This window comes from Pullulanibacillus sp. KACC 23026 (assembly GCF_029094525.1).
GTDB lineage: Bacteria > Bacillota > Bacilli > Bacillales > Sporolactobacillaceae > KACC-23026.
Window position 1 is genome coordinate 1,301,742 of the sequence record NZ_CP119107.1, and the last position, 17,650, is coordinate 1,319,391.

Annotated in this window: 11 protein-coding genes; 8 read left to right on the top strand and 3 right to left on the bottom strand. The window is 43.0% G+C overall.

All coding sequences use genetic code 11. The features are described 5' to 3' along the window. Positions 1-18 precede the first annotated feature (18 nt). The 6 genes from PU629_RS05730 to ccpA all read left to right on the top strand — a co-directional run bounded on the left by PU629_RS05730 (position 19) and on the right by ccpA (position 8,511). On the top strand, positions 19-3,135 hold the full coding sequence (locus PU629_RS05730; RefSeq protein ID WP_275283328.1) for a DNA translocase FtsK: 3,117 nt from the start codon (positions 19-21) through the stop codon (positions 3,133-3,135). Between the two features lie 320 nt (positions 3,136-3,455). Continuing rightward, positions 3,456-4,757 (top strand): UDP-N-acetylmuramate--L-alanine ligase, encoded by a 1,302-nt coding sequence (murC, locus tag PU629_RS05735; RefSeq protein WP_275283329.1) that lies wholly within the window; start codon positions 3,456-3,458, stop codon positions 4,755-4,757. 194 nt (positions 4,758-4,951) lie between these two features. Continuing rightward, positions 4,952-5,383, top strand: a complete 432-nt coding sequence (locus PU629_RS05740; protein WP_275283330.1) for a DUF948 domain-containing protein — start codon at positions 4,952-4,954, stop codon at positions 5,381-5,383. Positions 5,384-5,418: 35 nt separating this feature from the next. Further along, the gene (locus PU629_RS05745) at positions 5,419-5,781 is read left to right on the top strand and encodes a YtxH domain-containing protein (RefSeq protein ID WP_275283331.1); all 363 of its coding nucleotides are present in this window, start codon (positions 5,419-5,421) and stop codon (positions 5,779-5,781) included. Positions 5,782-6,067: 286 nt separating this feature from the next. Then, positions 6,068-7,147 (top strand): bifunctional 3-deoxy-7-phosphoheptulonate synthase/chorismate mutase, encoded by a 1,080-nt coding sequence (locus PU629_RS05750; protein ID WP_275283332.1) that lies wholly within the window; start codon positions 6,068-6,070, stop codon positions 7,145-7,147. Between the two features lie 353 nt (positions 7,148-7,500). Then, positions 7,501-8,511 carry a catabolite control protein A gene (ccpA, locus tag PU629_RS05755; protein ID WP_275283333.1) on the top strand — a complete coding sequence of 337 codons (1,011 nt, stop codon included), beginning with the start codon at positions 7,501-7,503 and terminating at the stop codon, positions 8,509-8,511. A 115-nt stretch (positions 8,512-8,626) separates the two neighbouring features. On the opposite strand, the gene PU629_RS05760 is transcribed toward ccpA, so the two are convergent. From PU629_RS05760 to PU629_RS05770, 3 genes are all read right to left on the bottom strand, one after another. Beyond that, on the bottom strand, positions 8,627-11,734 hold the full coding sequence (locus PU629_RS05760; RefSeq protein ID WP_275283334.1) for a transglycosylase domain-containing protein: 3,108 nt from the start codon (positions 11,732-11,734) through the stop codon (positions 8,627-8,629). 212 nt (positions 11,735-11,946) lie between these two features. Beyond that, positions 11,947-12,549 carry a 30S ribosomal protein S4 gene (rpsD, locus tag PU629_RS05765; protein WP_275283335.1) on the bottom strand — a complete coding sequence of 201 codons (603 nt, stop codon included), beginning with the start codon at positions 12,547-12,549 and terminating at the stop codon, positions 11,947-11,949. A 307-nt stretch (positions 12,550-12,856) separates the two neighbouring features. Then, positions 12,857-13,336 (bottom strand): GAF domain-containing protein, encoded by a 480-nt coding sequence (locus PU629_RS05770; RefSeq protein ID WP_275283336.1) that lies wholly within the window; start codon positions 13,334-13,336, stop codon positions 12,857-12,859. 155 nt (positions 13,337-13,491) lie between these two features. Here PU629_RS05770 and refZ point away from each other — a divergent pair, with 155 nt between their 5' ends. Together refZ and ezrA are read left to right on the top strand one after the other, a co-directional pair. After that, positions 13,492-14,130: a forespore capture DNA-binding protein RefZ gene (refZ, locus tag PU629_RS05775; RefSeq protein WP_275283337.1), complete on the top strand. Its 639-nt coding sequence runs from the start codon at positions 13,492-13,494 to the stop codon at positions 14,128-14,130. Between the two features lie 1,630 nt (positions 14,131-15,760). After that, positions 15,761-17,461 carry a septation ring formation regulator EzrA gene (ezrA, locus tag PU629_RS05780; protein WP_275283338.1) on the top strand — a complete coding sequence of 567 codons (1,701 nt, stop codon included), beginning with the start codon at positions 15,761-15,763 and terminating at the stop codon, positions 17,459-17,461. Positions 17,462-17,650: the final 189 nt, after the last annotated feature.

Below are 17,650 nucleotides of genomic sequence, written 5' to 3' on the forward strand. Positions count from 1 at the left end.
AGAAAGAATGGTGAAATGATGTCCAATTGGTGGAAACGTTTCTTCGGCTTGGAGGATGAAGTGGATGAAGTTCACCCTCCTTCTAAAGACGATACGTATGAAATGGAACGTCCATTTCCCCTAGGTAAGGAAACTAAACAGATAGTCGGGCGATTTGAAGATCCTCATCGAGCTATTGATGTTAGAATGATGCATCGTTATCCAGAAGATCAGAAAGCGAGCAGTCTGCCGTCGTCTTCTTTTTCATCGGGCAGGCGAAAAATGAGAAACAGTGAGCCTAAGATGCCTATACCGAAACAGGAACCGAAGGCGAATCCTGATCAACATCAACATCGTGCTGGAGGAACTTCATCCTCAAATCCGTCAACGGCCCCTGTAAAGAAAGCACGATTTGTCGCAACAACCGTCCCATCTCCTGTCTATGGGTTTCGTTCGAGACCTAAACCTGCTGAGATTATGAAACCATCAGTAGAGGATAAGGAGAAAAAAGTGATTCCTGCAGAGAAACGTGACCTTGAAAAGCCAGCGTTTATCAGACAAGAGCATCACTCGAAGCCCTCGAGTAGTCAGGTAGGGAGTCTCTTAAAAGACAATGCGCTACAGCCCTTTGAACAAAAGGGATTAACCTCTAGTGAAACGCCGCCAGCTGTTAGCCTTCCTACAGGAGGGGAGCGGATTAAGCAAGAGATGCTACAAGACGCTCCTCCTGTTTCAGTCAATAAGCCGATCGAACAGGAAGCTGCACAAGAGCCGCGCCGAGAGCCGATCAATGAGCCGATTGAGCAGGAGGCTGCACAAGAGCCGCACCGAGAGCCGATCAATGAGCCGATTGCGCAGGAAGCTGTACAAGAGCCGCACCCAGAGCCGATCAATGAGCCGATTACGCAGGAAGCTGTACAAGAGCCGCGCCCAGAGTCGATCAATGAGCCGATTGCGCAGGAAGCTGCACAAGAGCCGCACCGAGAGCCGATCAATGAGTCGATTGCGCAGGAAGCTGCACAAGAGCCGCGCCGAGAGCCGATCAATGAGCCGATTGCGCAGGAAGCCGCACAAGAGCCGCACCGAGAGTTGACGAATGAGCCGGTTGAACAGGAAGCTGTACAAGAGCCGCGGCCAGAGTTGACAAATGAGCCGATTGCGCAGGAAGCTGTACAAGAGCCGCGCCCAGAGCCGATCAATGAGCCGATTGCGCAGGAAGCCGCACAAGAGCCGCGCCCAGAGTCGATCAATGAGCCGATTGCGCAGGAAGCTGTACAAGAGCCGCACCCAGAGCCGATCAATGAGCCGATTGCGCAGGAAGCTGTACAAGAGCCGCCCCCAGAGCCGATCAATGAGCCGATTGCGCAGGAAGCTGCACAAGAGCCGCACCCAGCGTTGACGAATGAGCCGGTCGAACAGGAAGCTCCGCAAGTTGTAGTCAGTGATCCGATTGATAAGAACGTTTCTCAGGAGGAACAAGAGGTAATCGTCGCCGTCCAAGAGAAACAAGAGCACGAGAATAAGCAAGACCAGATACCAGAGGCTCATGGTGGTTCTTCACCATCCCAGACGAATCAATCAGAAGAACCGTCCGGGACATCTGAGCGAGAACCGCTTACTGTGAGTCGACCACCTTCACCGCCACATCCAAAGCCGGCGGGTGTTCCGTTCAATGTGCTTATGTATCAGTCAGATCGAGTCAGACAGCAACGATTAGAACGAAAAAGGACGAAGGCTCTGACCTTGGACTTATTGAGCGATCCCGGTCCCAATACAACGGTTGATGATAAAGAGTGGATTGAGAGTAAAAGGATTCTTTTAGCTGAATCTCTAAGAAATTTCAATGTAAAAGCAGATGTTATAAGTTATGTTCAAGGACCAACCGTGACGCGTTTTGAAATTCGCCTGCACCCTGGTGTTAAAGTGAATAAAGTGATTAGTTTGACTGAGGATTTGAAACTAGCACTTTCAGCGAGCCAAATTCGGATCGCTCCTATTCCAGGGAAAAATACGGTTGGCATTGAGATTCCCAATCAATCTCGCAAACCCGTGCATCTGAAAGCATTATTGAGTTCCCAGGCTTACCAAAGCGCCAAATCCCCTTTGACCGCTGTATTAGGTCAAGACATCTCAGGGAATCATGTCGTGACTGATCTCGCGAAAATGCCTCATGGATTAATTGCGGGAGCGACGGGTTCAGGGAAGAGTGTTTGCATTCATTCCTTAATTTTGAGTCTTATCTATAAAGCGACTCCTGATGAGCTTCGATTTATTCTCATCGACCCGAAAGTGGTGGAGCTAGCCACGTACCGGAATTTGCCGCATCTCGCTGCCCCTGTAATTACTCAAACGAGAGAGGCCGCACTTGCCTTAAAGTGGGCGGTGGATGAAATGGAAAATCGTTATCAATTATTTGCAGATACAGGTGTTCGTGATTTGTCGAGATATAACGATCTTGTTGGTACCGGAAAGATTGACGGACCTAAATTACCTTATATTGTGATTGTGATTGATGAGCTTGCCGATTTAATGATGACAAGTCCGCAAGAGGTAGAGGCGGCGATCTGCCGTATTGCACAGAAGGCGAGAGCAGCGGGTATTCATATGCTGCTTGCTACACAGCGGCCATCTGTTGATGTCATTACGGGTTTGATCAAATCGAATATTCCAACTCGGATTGCCTTTAGTGTCTCCTCACAGGCTGATTCTAGAACCATTCTTGATATGAGCGGTGCTGAGAGATTATTAGGCCAAGGGGATTTATTATTCTCTGAAAATGGTTCAAGAAGTCTGCTTCGACTTCAAGGAACCTTTGTGACAGATGAGGAAATCGAAAAGATTACGAATACTTTTCACGATCAAGAGTCACCTGGTTATTTATTTGATGCGAGTGATCTTCAAGAAAGGTCTTCCTGGGATCAAGAAGAGGATGAATTATTTGAAGAGGCGGGTCATTTTGTCATTGAGCAGGGACAAGCTTCTGTTTCGAGCCTGCAGAGACGCTTTCGAATCGGCTATAATCGCGCAGCACGACTCGTTGACCAATTAGAGGCAGCTGCAGTCATTACCGAATCAAATGGCTCGAAGCCTCGTCAAGTTTTAATGGACAGGATGACTTTTGAGTCAGATATTCTTAGTACGGAACGAATAGACTAATGAATTAATCTTTTACAATTGTAGAGAATAAAGGTAAAATATATTACGGATTTTCTAAGAGCTAATTAACCGCCTGCAAGTCATTCGGTGCTAAAGCCACCTGGGAGTTGACATGTGGCGGTTCTTTTTTAAAGAAACCAGCTCGGGAAGAATTAGGGAAAGAAAGAGGATGACCTGCTCTTAGAGGAAATGCCGCTTCTTGCCTTAGAGGATAATTTATTAGCAACTGGTTGCAAAAGGCATATATTATGTTAGAAGCCCAAAATAAATGTGTGCGTTCATGATAAGGTGCCACTTTATATAATGTGGAGGTTTACGGGATGACCAATTATCATTTTGTTGGAATTAAAGGGACTGGCATGAGTTCGCTCGCCCAAATATTACATGACATGGGTGAAACGGTGCAGGGATCGGATGTTACTAAACACTTTTTCACCCAAGATGCTTTAGAAGAGAGAGAGATTCCGCTTCTGCCATTTTCTAGGGATAATATAAAAAAGGATCAAGTCGTCATCTGCGGGAATGCGTTTCCTGATGATCATGAAGAGATTAAAGAAGCTCGGGCATTAGGTGCCGAAACGATTCGCTATGATGCGTTTCTCGGCCAGCTGTCTAAGCAATATACAAGTGTAGCGATAACAGGCACTCATGGGAAAACCTCTACGACTGGACTCTTGGCCCATGTGTTTCGTGAATATGCTCCAACCTCCTACCTAATCGGCGACGGAACAGGAGTAGGAGCTAAAGATAGTGAGTATTTTATTTTTGAAGCTTGTGAATATCGTCGCCACTTCTTATCTTACACACCGGATTACTGCTTAATTACGAATATAGAATTTGACCATACTGATTACTACAAAGACTTAGAGGATGTTATAAGTGCTTTTCAAGAAATGGCATTGCGAGTTAAAAAGGCAATCATTGCTTGCGGGGATGACTTGAATGTCAGACAAATAAAAGCGATCGTGCCCATTGTCTATTACGGCATGTCTGAAGAAAACGACTATCAGGCGAGAAACATCGTTCGAACCGATGAGGGAACGACCTTTGATGTCTATCTGCACAAGCAATTCTTTGGCCGCTATACCATTCCAGGCTTTGGCGACCATCATGTCTTGAATGCTTTAGGCGTTATCGCGTTCTGTGATCGTGAAGGTGTTCCAAACTCGCTTCTTAAGGAAAGATTGGCAACATTCGGCGGAGTTAAACGACGTTTTTCAGAGAAAAAAATGGGCAATCAAGTGTTGGTTGATGATTATGCGCATCACCCTACTGAAATTAAAGCTACCATTCAAACTGCCCGTAACAAGTGGCCAGACAAAGAAGTATTGGCTGTCTTTCAACCCCATACCTTTACACGGACACTTGCTTTTCTTGATGGATTTGCTGAGAGCCTCCAGGCTGCTGATTACGTCTATTTGTGTGATATATTCGGATCCGCCAGAGAGTCGGGCGGAATGCTTACAATTGAAGATCTGCAGAGCAAGATTCCAAACTCAAAGCTTATGAACGATGAAACATTAGCTGAACTACAAAAGCACAAAGATGCTGTCATCCTTTTCATGGGAGCTGGAGATATTCAAAAATATCAAGAAGCATATGAACAATTGATAGGGGCTTAACTTTAAAAAAGTGCCCCTTTTTCTTTTAATTCAGCCTATTTTCTTGATACAATAGAACTAGGTAAACTTGCAGGTATTATTGGCAAATGAATGGAAAGCTAACCAAAAAAAAATTTAATAGATCTATTGGATAACAAAAGCCTGTTTGACTAAAATTAATTAAGGGTATTACACTAAAAAGGAGGGCAACTATTTTGGAATGGATTCTATCACTGAGTGTCGCCTTGCTAGCGATTGCTTTTACGATCTTAGTGATCTATGTCTCGCAAACCTTAAAATCAGCTCAGAACTCGTTAAACAATGTCTCTAAGACCATGAATGAGGTGGTTCATCAAATGGAAGGAATCACTCGTGAAACGACGGATCTATTACATAAAACCAATGTGATTACAGAAGAATTGCATGAGCGTTCGAAAACTTTAACACCTATCTTTAATTCTATCCAGGGTGTGGGAGAATCGATTCAAACTATTAACCATTCCGTTCGCCGAATAACTGAGACGGTAACAGAGAAAAGTGAACAATACTCTGAAGAGGTGGCACGTGTGCTTCAGTGGGGAGATGCAGCGTTAGATCTTTGGACGAAATGGAAAGTGAGACGTCAGCAAATCGGAAACGAAGATTAAACAGGAGAAATTTGATAAAGGGGAGGAAATAAATAATGGGAAAAGACAAGAACGACTCGATAAACTTAAAAGATTTTATGATTGGAGCATTCTTTGGAGGAATAGTCGGTGCATCTTGCGCATTGCTTTTTGCTCCAAAGACGGGTAAAGAAATTAGACAAACGATTGGTGAACAATCCATCTCCTTGAAAGATAAGGGCACGACTTTGGCTCAAAAAGCAAAAGAGAAATCGACTGACCTCGCGAAGAATATGAGTGATCAATCCTCTGCAATTGTGAGTCGAGTCAAGGAATGGCCAGTTGTGGGGAAGTCAACACCAGAGGCGGAAGATACGATTGAAGCCGAGACATTAAGAGAAATCGAAGCTTCACAATCAACAGAAGAAGATCAAGCCTGACGAGGCCATTAACAAAAGCAGATAGAGACCCCAAAATTGTTAGAGAAACTCTGGCAATTTTGGGGTTTTTTTATTAAAACTTTTTTTGGAAACTAAGTTTATCTTAATTTTTAAAATTTATAAATGAGGGGAATACAAGGTTTGTCCCTAAATAAAAGGAAATTTTGTCATTCTTTATGTTGCTTTAACGCATAAAAGCGTTTAATTATTAAAGTAAAAAGTCGTGACAAGATGTTAGCTCTCGTATATAATATTTCTTAAGATTGAAAAAGGTGGAGGGAGAAACATGAGTGAAAACACATTAGATGGCTTGCGCGGTCAGATTGACAAAATCGATGATCAACTCCTTGAGTTAATCAACCAGCGCGGTATCATTGTTCAAAAGATTGGCGAATTGAAAAAGGAAAAAGGGGTTGACCCTTATGACCCTGTCCGTGAACGCGCCATTATGGATAAGATTGCGGGACGCAACAATGGCCCATTTGAAACCGGACGTGTTCAGCATATCTTTAAAGAAATCTTAAAAATAGCGCTCTCGTTACAAGAAGAAGATCGCCGAAAAGCCTTATTGGTTTCAAGAAAACGCAAGCAAGAGAATACAGTCATTACTATACGTGGTGAGCGAATCGGTGATGGCGAACAGCGCCTGATTGCAGGACCTTGCTCCGTTGAAAGTTTTGAACAAACCGCGAGTGTAGCGGAACAAGTCAAAAAGCACGGCATTAAATTTTTACGCGGTGGTGCTTTTAAGCCAAGAACATCTCCTTATGATTTCCAAGGGCTTGGTGTTGAAGGACTCCAGATTCTTAAAAAAATTGCCGACAAATACGATCTTGCTGTTATTAGTGAAATCGTCTCCCCACATGATATTGAAATGGCTCAGGATTACTTGGATGTTATCCAAATCGGTGCCCGTAACATGCAGAATTTTGAGCTATTGAAAGCAGCCGGTCAAGCCCACAAACCTGTTTTACTAAAAAGAGGTCTCGCAGCAACGATTGATGAATTTATGAAAGCGGCTGAATACATTTACTACTCCGGGAATGAGAATATCATTTTGTGTGAGAGAGGGATTCGGACGTTTGAACGAGCCACCCGTAATACTCTGGACATCTCGGCTGTTCCAATTCTTAAACAAGAAACGCATTTACCTGTGTTCGTCGATGTCACCCATTCAACAGGCCGACGTGATTTGCTGATTCCAACGGCAAAAGCCGCGCTGGCAATTGGTGCAGATGGTGTAATGGTGGAAGTTCACCCGGATCCAAGTGTCGCTCTTTCTGATTCTGAGCAGCAAATGGATTTCAAGCAGTTTGATGAATTTGTGAAGGCACTTGAGCCATCTGGTCTATTAACAAAAGCATAAGTAAGAAATGAAAAAGCCGTTCCTGCCAAATAAGGAGAACGGTTTTTTTTATTTATAGCGGTTGAAAGAGGACAAATTTGGGAATAAATGTGAGTAACGTCTATTTAAATACGACATTTTTCATGATAAAAACACGATTCTACAAAAATTTTAAAATGAATACGCGTACATTAGCTTGACAAATAGACGTTCGCACCATAATTTGATTATAATAGTAAAGAATAGACATAATGGCCGATTATATACAACTTAGTTTCATTTTATTGACCCTGAAAGTTGAAGACGCCAAGAAAGAGTTATAAAAATTCTATTACGATTATTACGAGATTCCGTACATATGAGGAGGAGACGAAATGAGTGCAACAATCTATGATGTAGCAAGAGAAGCAGGTGTGTCGATGGCGACGGTTTCTCGTGTTGTTAATGGCAATCCGAATGTCAAACCGACTACTCGGAAAAAAGTTTTAGCTGCCATTGAACAATTGGGGTATCGACCAAACGCGGTGGCCAGAGGACTTGCGAGTAAGAAGACAACAACGGTAGGGGTTATTATCCCTGATATCTCGAGTATTTTCTTTTCTGAGCTTGCCCGCGGTATTGAAGATATTGCGACAATGTACAAATACAATATCATTTTAAGCAATTCTGATCAAAACTTGGATAAAGAATTGCATTTAATTAATACGATGCTTGGTAAACAAGTAGATGGCATTGTGTTCATGGGTGGAAAAATTTCAGAGGAGCATATTCGCACCTTTAAGCAGTCATCCGTCCCTGTCGTTCTTGCGGCAACACTTGATGAGTCCAACCAAATTCCTTCTGTCAACATTAATTATGAACAAGCTGTCTATGATGCGATTTCTTATTTTGTTGACCGCGGTCATCAAAGGATAGCAGCGGTTATAGGACCGGTTGAGGATCCTATTAATGGTGAAGCCAAATTAAAAGGCTATCGCCGTGCGCTAGAAGACGGTGGACTAACTTATAATGATGGCTATGTGGCAGTTGGAGATTATACGTATGATTCAGGAAGCGAAGCGGTAGAACAGTTAATGCAGCTTCCTGAGAAGCCAACAGCTATCTTTACTGCAACAGATGAAATGGCCCTTGGGGTGATACATCAGATCCAAGATAACCATATGTCTGTACCAGATGACATTGAAGTAATCAGCTGTGAGAATACCCGTCTAGCCCAAATGGTCCGACCAACGCTCTCAACCATTGTTCAACCGCTTTATGATATCGGTGCTGTCGCCATGCGATTACTTACTAAGTATATGAATAAAGAAAGCGTTGATGAGGAAACCGTCGTACTGCCTCATCGGATTGAATATCGTCATTCGACAAAAGAGCATCAAGACTAAAAGCGGTTTAAAAGCAGCAAAGTTTGCAAAATGTGAAAAAAGCCAAATGAAAAGAAAAGAGAAACCCCTCAGATCCAGTATCTGAGGGGTTTTGTTTTAAAACTTTTTTATATGATTAATCGCTTGATTGACCGCTTGTCTGGGTGCTCGTTTGACTGCTTGCACCTGACCCGTTAGAATTGTCTGTTCCAGTTTGGTTAACAGCCCCGCTATTTGTATCATTTCCTGAAGGATTGGTTGTTCCGTTTCCTTCTGAGGCGGTTGTCCCATTGTCTGTTCCGTCACCCTTATCTTCTGATGCCTTATTGTCTGAAGTAGGGTCTGTGGTAGTCGGACTATATTCACCTACCATTATTTGGTCAGATGGAGCCGATTCTTTACCTGTTATATCAACAGCAGTGACATAGTAGGCTGCCGCTGATTGTGAGACTGAGATCGATAACGTGTCCGACATGACCTCAGAAATCTTTTTAAAGTCGTTTGTCCCGTTGGAGGCCTCATAGACTCGGTATCCTACAACATCATTTGAGGGACTCTTGGACCATGTAAGTTTACCCGATGAATAACCAACACTCGATGGTTTAGAAGGGGATTGGTTATCCGCATTGAACTCGGCCACTTGGATCGTATTCTTTAAAGGATTATTGCTAACCTCGTTCCATTGTATATAAGGAAGATGGCTTTTAATAAAGGACTCACTTAATAGAACACCAGACTTAGTAAATTGTGAAGGAGTACTTGAAAGAGCAGGGTATTCTTTTCCATTTATAATGACATAATTTCCTCTTTCAAAAGCGGTATCCTTCCCAGAAGGCTGGAACTTTGTATTAATTAAATCCGTTGATTGCATACCTGCTGCCTTACAATCGCTCGAAGCGGGACCATTGGTCAAACCACAGAAGGTTTCGGTTACAACACCGCTTGGCTTTGAAAAGGACTGTTTCGGTGCCATTAATGAAGGCTCAACAGAATAAGCATCATTGGCAAGATCTGCCCATATTTGAGTGTTATGCTCATGATACGTGTAAGGGTCGAGCTCAAGCTTATGTACCTTTCCGTTGATCGTGACCTGCTGCTGGTCATATCCGTTCCAAACACCTAATGTCATTGACGGATTTCCAGCAACTAACCAAGAATCGTCCCAGTTCTGTGTCGTTCCTGTTTTTCCGTAAAGGTCACTATTAAAGTTAAGCAGGCTTTTCAGACCAGCTGCCGTTCCTTTATTAATGACATCTCGGAGCATATCAATGACCATATAAGAGGTTTGCGGGCTGAAGACCTTTGTGGAAGTCGTTTTATGCTGATAAACGGTTTTTCCATTTTTATCAACGATCTTTTTAATCATGTAAGCACCCACAAAATTTCCGTCATTTGCAAACGTCGCATAAGCATTTGTGTCTTGTTCGACAGTTGTTCCGAGTGTTAACCCGCCAATGGCTACAGGTAACGGTCCATTATCAGGATAAACAAGATTAGTAAAGCCCATCTTCTGAAGATAATTCAGAGGTTGGAAATGCTGCAAATTCTCCCAATAAGTTTGAATGGCAGGGAGGTTGTGCGATTCCGCCAAAGCATAACGAGCCGTTTCAAATCCATGGAAGAGACCGTCTCCCTCAGAGCCATAGTTATGCGGAGAATAATTGCCTGGATAAGTCGTTGGTAAGTCCGCTAAGATGGTCCCCGGTGATAAAATTCCATTCTCTATGGCGGGCCCATAATCGAGCAATGGCTTCATGGTTGACCCGTTTTGCCGTTTCGCATCCAAAGCGTGGTTAATTTGAGAAAACTCCATTTTATTCTGTCGGCCGCCCACGAAACTAACAATGGCGCCCGTATCGTTTTTGATCAGAACGGCACCAAGCTCCATTGGGAAGGTCAGTGTTTTCTTTTCACCTGTCTTAGCATCCGTATAAGTGAACACTTTATCACTTTCATAGCCATTATAGGAAGTTGCTGTCTTCTGCATCTTGTCATATATTTGCTTATTAATGGTTGTGTAGATTTTATACCCGTTTTGATCTAATTGTTTTCCTGCATTGTCATAGAATTCCTGATAGAGATCACTGTTTTTCTTTAAGGTTGTATAGTCTACCCCTTGTTTTTTGCAGATCTCCTGAATCGTGAGTTTGCTGTAGGCAGGGTAACTATTCAGTGTTTTGAGCTTAGAAAGCGTGTCATAATCGTTCGAGAGTGTCGTCCCGTTATAGCCTTGATTGTTGGCGTTTACGATTGCTAACTGTTTGGCCGCTTCACTTCTTACCTCAGGCATAAGGTAAGGATATTTGGAGACAACGGGGTCGGTTTTCTTAACAAAATGCTTTTCGTAATCATAGTTAATTGCTTGATTATATTGATCTTGGTTAATATAACCGGCATTCAGCATGTTCTTAAGCACATCATGAGCTCGATTCACACCTGCTGAAATATCACTCTTGACCCCTCCGCCATTTAAAAATGGGGTATAAGCAAATGGATTTTTAGGGATCCCGGCAATAAAGGCAGCTTGCGGGAGGTTCAAATCCTTTGCATCGACACCAAAAATACCTTTTGCGGCGGTTTGAACACCTGCTATGTTTTGACCCGCAGCATTTCGTCCAAATGGAATGACATTTATGTACGCATCCAGAATCTCATTTTTGCTAAAGAATCGGTCTAATCTTAGGGCTAATAATATTTCCTTTGCCTTCCGATCAAAGGAGACCTCATTTGTGAGAATCTGGTTTTTCACCAATTGTTGGGTGATCGTACTTCCGCCCGTCACAATCGGCTGATTGGTTAGTTCTTGGAAGGTGGCTCGAATCACTGATTTGGGGACAACACCTTGATGTTGGTAGAAGAGTTCATCCTCTGTTGCAAGCAAAGCATCAATATAATTGCTTGAGACATCCTTAAGTTGAACGGGGGTCCGTAATAAGTCCGTTTTCAATTTGCCTAATTGGATGTTTCCGTCGAAATAAACAGTGCTTGTTTCGGAGTAATTATTGATGTCCTTTTTCATATCGGCATAGCTTAGAATGGGTTGTTTATGAACAAGAGAAGCAAAATACCCTGCTGCAACCCCTCCAAAGAAAAAGATGGAAATGAAGCCTAGAGATATAAGAATTAAAAATAAATTCCATATGACCTTTCCGCTTACTCGAAAGCTTTTTAATACTTTTTTCTGCTCTAACCAGGCAATGCCCTTATTTAGTTTGGCTAGAAGATCAGAAGGTTTAAATGACATAACTTCCTTCCTCCCTCTAAACAGATCCCTAATGAGTTCTAGTGATTTGTTTAGGTAGTAACTTTTAAGCTGAAAACGCTCCATTATATTCTATCATATTTTTGTTTAAAGATGAGAAGTGCTAGAATAAAAGGTTGCTAGATTGATGGCAAATAAAAAGAGAGTGTCTCAAAGTTGAGACACTCTCTTTTATTTTAGCGTTTATCCGAAGATTAACGAGAATAGAATTCGACGATCAACGCTTCTGTGATTTCAGCAGGAAGCTCTGAACGCTCAGGGAAACGAGTATAAGTTCCCTCAAGTGTATTCTCATCAAAAGTCACATATTCAGGAATGTAGTTGTTGGTTTCAATAGCTTCTTTGATGATGTCAAGGTTGCGAGATTTTTCTCTTACACCAATGACTTCACCTGGCTTAACGCGATAGGAAGGAATATCAACGCGTTGTCCGCCAACTAGGATGTGACCATGATTTACAAGCTGACGAGCTTGACGACGTGTACGGGCAAGACCCATACGGTAAACGAGGTTATCAAGGCGAGATTCAAGTAAAATCATGAAGTTTTCACCGTGAACACCTTTCATTTTACCAGCATCATCAAAAATGCGACGGAATTGACGCTCGTTCACTCCGTACATAAAACGAAGCTTTTGTTTTTCTTGTTGTTGCAAACCGTATTCAGACAGTTTGCGACGTTGGTTTGGACCGTGTTGCCCTGGTGCATATGGGCGTTTTTCAATTTCTTTTCCCGTTCCGCTTAAAGAAATACCAAGACGGCGAGATTGTTTCCAACTTGGACCAGTATATCGAGCCATGGTTATGACTCCTCCTTTGTCATTTTATCGTATAAAATGACATGTGCGATCCTTTAAGTAGGATATTTTGTTTTATGCACCTTCACCCGACAGAAGAGGTTACGCGATGCACCTTTATATGCATAAAGGAACAAAATAGGGCCTATAAAGGGAATTCGTACGCTGTCTCATTTTACACAAACTCCATTATAGGCATAACTTATCTTAAAGTCAACCTGTTGCCTGAATCTTTATCATCCTTGTTTGCCTAGTCTCAGGTTCCTAGATCGGGGATTGCTGACCGCAGCAAGTGCATAAAGACGGGGAATTAGAGCTGTTCCGTTAGCGTAGCAACGAGCTGTTCGAGTCCCTTTTGGTCCGCTTCAGAGAAACGTTTTGTAGAAGGACTGTCGATATCTAATACACCGATAAGAGCTCCTTTTTTCTTAATTGGAATCACAATTTCGGATTGTGAAGCGGCATCGCAGGCAATGTGACCCTGAAAGTGATTGACATCTTCAACACGAATGGTTTGACCTTTTTCGGCAGCAGTCCCGCAAACTCCTTTTCCAATCGGGATGCGAATGCAGGCCGGCAGCCCTTGAAAAGGACCTAATACTAATTCTTTGCCATCATATAAGTAAAATCCCACCCAATTTATATTTTCTAAGAATTGGGCTAGTAAGGCAGCTGTATTGGCTAGATTGGCGATTTGATTCGGTTCATCCTCTATTAATGCCTTAAGCTGTTTATTGACTTGTTCATACTGTTCTTCAATGGTTCCATTATACTTGGTGACAGAAAACATCAAAATCCACCTGCTTTCGATTTAAATAGTATAAGTGTAGCAAAAAATGAGCTTGGTTTCACGTTATTTGTCGAGAAGTTATTAAAGGAAATTTAATAAAGGTATAGAAAACGTAGATTATAGACTAGACTTGGCTTTTTAAGGTGGTGAGAACAATGGAGAAACGAAAAGATTCAAGGCAGGCTGTTCTGGATGCAGCTAGTCGTCTTTTTCATATGTATGGGTATGACGGAACTTCAGTAAGGGCGATTGCATCGGAAGCTGGAGTGAATGTGGCACTTATTTCTTATTATTTTGGTGGTAAGAAAGCCTTGCTCGAACAATTGATGGAGCATTTCTTAAATGGATATATTTTAGAAATAGAAGCTTTTTTGAAAAAGAGAGAGGCGTCTGTGATCTTCCTCGATGATATCGTTCAATTAGCCGAATGCTTATTAGTTTATCAGGCCCATCATTTTTACATGGCAAGATTTGTTTTTCGCGAAATCACATTAGATTCGATGCTGACACGTGAGATTATGACAACGTATCTTATGAAAGAGAAGTATTTATTGGAGGCCATTTTCCAACAAGTCGGATTAGTCGGTCTCGACCCTCATTATTCCTTGGATTTTTTAATCATGCAATTTCGTGATATGGTCATGTTGCCGTACAGTCAGCCTCAATACATTCGAAAAGTATACGGCTTACAACCCACCCAATCGACTTTTTTATCTCATTATATAAAGCATGTCAGACTCTGGGTCAGAGGACTTGATGCGACAGCAACCCGCAAGCCAAAGCTCATCATATGAAAAAAAAGGGCACCGATTGAGGTGTCCTTTTAATTTGGGGTTATAAGTGTATGGGGGTGGGGGGGGCTTGCAACACACACTTTGGGTGGCTCTGCGCACGCCTCATCCCTTGCCCACCATATTGGCTCACAACTCGTTGAATTTAGTGGGTAAGGGAGTCATGCCCACCATATTGGCCTTAGATCCCGCTGAAAATGGTGGGCAAGGGAGTCATGCCCACCATATTGACTCACAACTCGCTTAATATGGTGGGCAAACTTGGCTTGTTCTCCACCTAAGCCCTGTTTTAGTTAATGGAGGCCCCATCACACGCTCTGTTTTGTGTGATGGAGCCTCCAACGCGCACGTTTGGCCCTGCACCGGCCCCGGTTTTGTGTGATGGAGGCCCCAACGCACACGTTTGGCCCTGCACACGCTCTGTTTTTGTGTATTGGAGGCTTCATCGCACACGTTTGGCCCCGCACCGGCCCCGATTTTGTGTGATGGAGGCCCCAACGCACACGTTTGGCCTTGCACCGGCCCCGATTTTGTGTGATGGAGGCCCCATCACACACGTTTGGCCCTGCACAGGCTCTGTTTTTGTGTATTGGAGGCTTCATCGCACACGTTTGGCCCTGCACACGCTCTGTTTTTGTGTGATGGAGGCCCCAACGCACACGTTTGGTCCCGCACCGGCCCCGATTTTGTGTGATGGAGGCCCCATCACACACGTTTGGTCCTGCACAGGCTCTGTTTTTGTGTGATGGAGCCTTCAACGCACACGTTTGGTCCTGCACAGGCCCCGATTTTGTGTGATGGGGCCCCCAACGCACACGTTTGGTCCTGCACAGGCTCTGTTTTTGTGTGATGGGGCCTCCAACGCACACGTTTGGCCCTGCACACGCTCTGTTTTTGTGTGATGGAGGCCCCAACGCACACGTTTGGCCCTGCACACGCTCTGTTTTTGTGTGATGGAGGCCCCAACGCACACGTTTGGCCTTGCACCGGCCCCGATTTTGTGTGATGGAGGCCCCAACGCACACGTTTGGCCTTGCACCGGCCCCGATTTTGTGTGATGGAGGCCCCATCACACACGTTTGGCCCCGCATCAGCCCCGATTTTGTGTGATGGAGCCTTCAACGCACACGTTTGGCCCCGCATCAGCCCCGATTTTGTGTGATGGGGCCCCCAACGCGCACGTCTGGCCCCGCACCGGCCCCGATTTTGTGTGATGGAGTCTCCAACGCACACGTTTGGCCCCACACACGCTCTGTTTTTGTGTGATGGAGCCCCAACGCACACTTTTGCCTCCATCCCACGCTTCGGCACCGCGCACCGCCTCGATTTGGAGCCTTCAATACGCATGCCCCATCCTTGGTTTGGCGAACGGAAATTTTCCTATCCTCATATCTGAAATTTTTTTGTGTTTAACTTCAAATAAAAGGATCCCGAGATGCTTTATAAAACACTCATCAAATTTTTATAAAAGTGGTGTCCAAAACTGGTAAATCCATGGTATGATAAAGACTGCATAATTTTATTTATTTTGATATTTTTTTCATGAATTTTTTAAGAGTAAACGGCGATTTTGTCGTGTTCTGTCGACAAATGTTTGACGAAATACGGATCCCGATAGATTGGGGGAACATGAATGTTGTTTTATGTGATTGTTGGACTTATCATCGTCATTGCCCTGATTGTTGGGTATGGTGCCTTTATGAGACGAAAAATATATAAGGATGTTGATCGCTACGCTAATTGGAAAATAAGTGTTATGAATCGACCGATTACGGATGAAATCTCTAAGGTAAAAAAAATGACTATGGGCGGGGAAACTGAAAAGAAATTTGAAGAATGGCGCCGTGATTGGGATGAAATTATTACTCTTCATCTCCCAAATGTTGAAGAGGCTCTCTTTGAAGCGGAGGAGTGCGCGGATAAATATCGATTCAAGAAGGCACGTGAGGTCCTGGCAACAGTCGATGAAAAGCTTAATGAAACCGAATTAAAGATCGGTCATATGCTTGAGGACTTAAATGTTGTTGTTGAAAGCGAAGCGCAAAATAAGAAGAATATTATTCCAATAAAAGAGCGTTATCATGACGTGAAGAAAACCTTAATCACCAGGCGCGGTGATTTTAAAAAAGCCATTGGTTATTTTGAAAATGAGCTTAAAGAACTCGAAGAAAAACTAGAAAAATATGACCTTGAAACATCGCAGGGAAATGTCATTTTAGGCCGAGAGATTCTTACCGATGTTATGGAACAATTGGATCACCTTGAGGCAGACCTCCTCGATGTCCCTAAGTATTATAAAGATATCAAGATCATTCTCCCTAATCGGATCAAAGAACTTGAAGCCGGACTTGCTGAGATGACGGAAAAAGGCTATGTGTTAGATCACTTGGAGATTGAAACCTTTATAAATGAACTCCAAAACCATCTCATTGTTTACGAGACGGCGTTAGAGAATGCTTCTTTTAAAGAAGTCAAAGAAGGTCTTGCGGAAAGCTTCGAGCAATTAGAATGGATTTATACACAGCTAGAAAAAGAAGTGGAAGTTCGACATGCCCTTATAAAGGAAGTTCCTTCATTTAGACATGATTTAACCATTGTTGCCGGGAAAATTGAGATGATGAATCAAGAAACAGAAGAAGTTAAGAAGAGTTATCTATTAGATGAGGAAGATTTTAAAACGCGTGACAGCTTGGATGCGGTTTTTGAAGAGCTGCAAAAAGAGTTTGAAGAAGTGGACATCGTCTTTTCTGAAAATAAGCAGGCCTTTAGTATTTTATTTGAGAAGGTAGAGGATATGAGAGGGCATTTAAAAGATGTGCACTCGAAAACGGAAGCCTATCTTGAAAAATTACATCATCTTAGACATGATGAATTAGCTGCTAAAGAAAGCCTTCAGAAGCTTAAACAAAGACTTAATGAAGCTAAGCGTCTGGTACAAAAAAGCAATTTGCCAGGGATTCCTCAGACTTATGTTTCCTTGATTGAGGATTCAGATGAGTTATTATCGGAAGTCCGGGACCGATTAGATGAAAAGCCTTTAGCCATGGAGACGATTCTTCAGCTTTTAGAGGAATCTGAGGCACAAATGGACTTGGTCCATGATAAGACACTAGAAATGGTGGACTCGGCTAATTTTACGGAACAATTGATTCAATACGGAAACCGGTATCGTCGTCAAAATCCTAGGCTTGATGAAGAACTTAAAGAAGCAGAAGCGGCTTTCAGAAGCTATAATTACGGAGAATCTGTTGAGATTGCAGCGAGTGCTATAAACAAAATTGATCCAGGTGCTTTAAAGAAATTCCAAATCGTCAAGGAAGAACATATTAGTTAGTGTCACAAGAGACGATCCCGAGCACTGACCTCTTTAGAAACATCTCATCCAAACGGAAAGGTGTAAAAGGTAGAGGCGGCTTCTTTTGGGAACGTCTTTTTTATACGTTAAAAAAATGTTTGGGAACTAAGTATAAGGGAAACAAGCTTTGCTGCCTTCGCCTAAAGCTTGGTGCGAGCCTTGTTTTCT

What these genes read in the sequence shown, in the direction of transcription:
- PU629_RS05730 (WP_275283328.1), top strand. Translation starts at nt 19, where the DNA reads ATGTCCAATTGGTGGAAACGTTTCTTCGGCTTGGAGGATGAAGTGGAT.
- murC (WP_275283329.1), top strand. Translation starts at nt 3,456, where the DNA reads ATGACCAATTATCATTTTGTTGGAATTAAAGGGACTGGCATGAGTTCG.
- PU629_RS05745 (WP_275283331.1), top strand. Translation starts at nt 5,419, where the DNA reads ATGGGAAAAGACAAGAACGACTCGATAAACTTAAAAGATTTTATGATT.
- PU629_RS05750 (WP_275283332.1), top strand. Translation starts at nt 6,068, where the DNA reads ATGAGTGAAAACACATTAGATGGCTTGCGCGGTCAGATTGACAAAATC.
- ccpA (WP_275283333.1), top strand. Translation starts at nt 7,501, where the DNA reads ATGAGTGCAACAATCTATGATGTAGCAAGAGAAGCAGGTGTGTCGATG.
- PU629_RS05760 (WP_275283334.1), bottom strand. Translation starts at nt 11,734, where the DNA reads ATGTCATTTAAACCTTCTGATCTTCTAGCCAAACTAAATAAGGGCATT.
- rpsD (WP_275283335.1), bottom strand. Translation starts at nt 12,549, where the DNA reads ATGGCTCGATATACTGGTCCAAGTTGGAAACAATCTCGCCGTCTTGGT.
- PU629_RS05770 (WP_275283336.1), bottom strand. Translation starts at nt 13,336, where the DNA reads ATGTTTTCTGTCACCAAGTATAATGGAACCATTGAAGAACAGTATGAA.
- refZ (WP_275283337.1), top strand. Translation starts at nt 13,492, where the DNA reads ATGGAGAAACGAAAAGATTCAAGGCAGGCTGTTCTGGATGCAGCTAGT.
- ezrA (WP_275283338.1), top strand. Translation starts at nt 15,761, where the DNA reads ATGTTGTTTTATGTGATTGTTGGACTTATCATCGTCATTGCCCTGATT.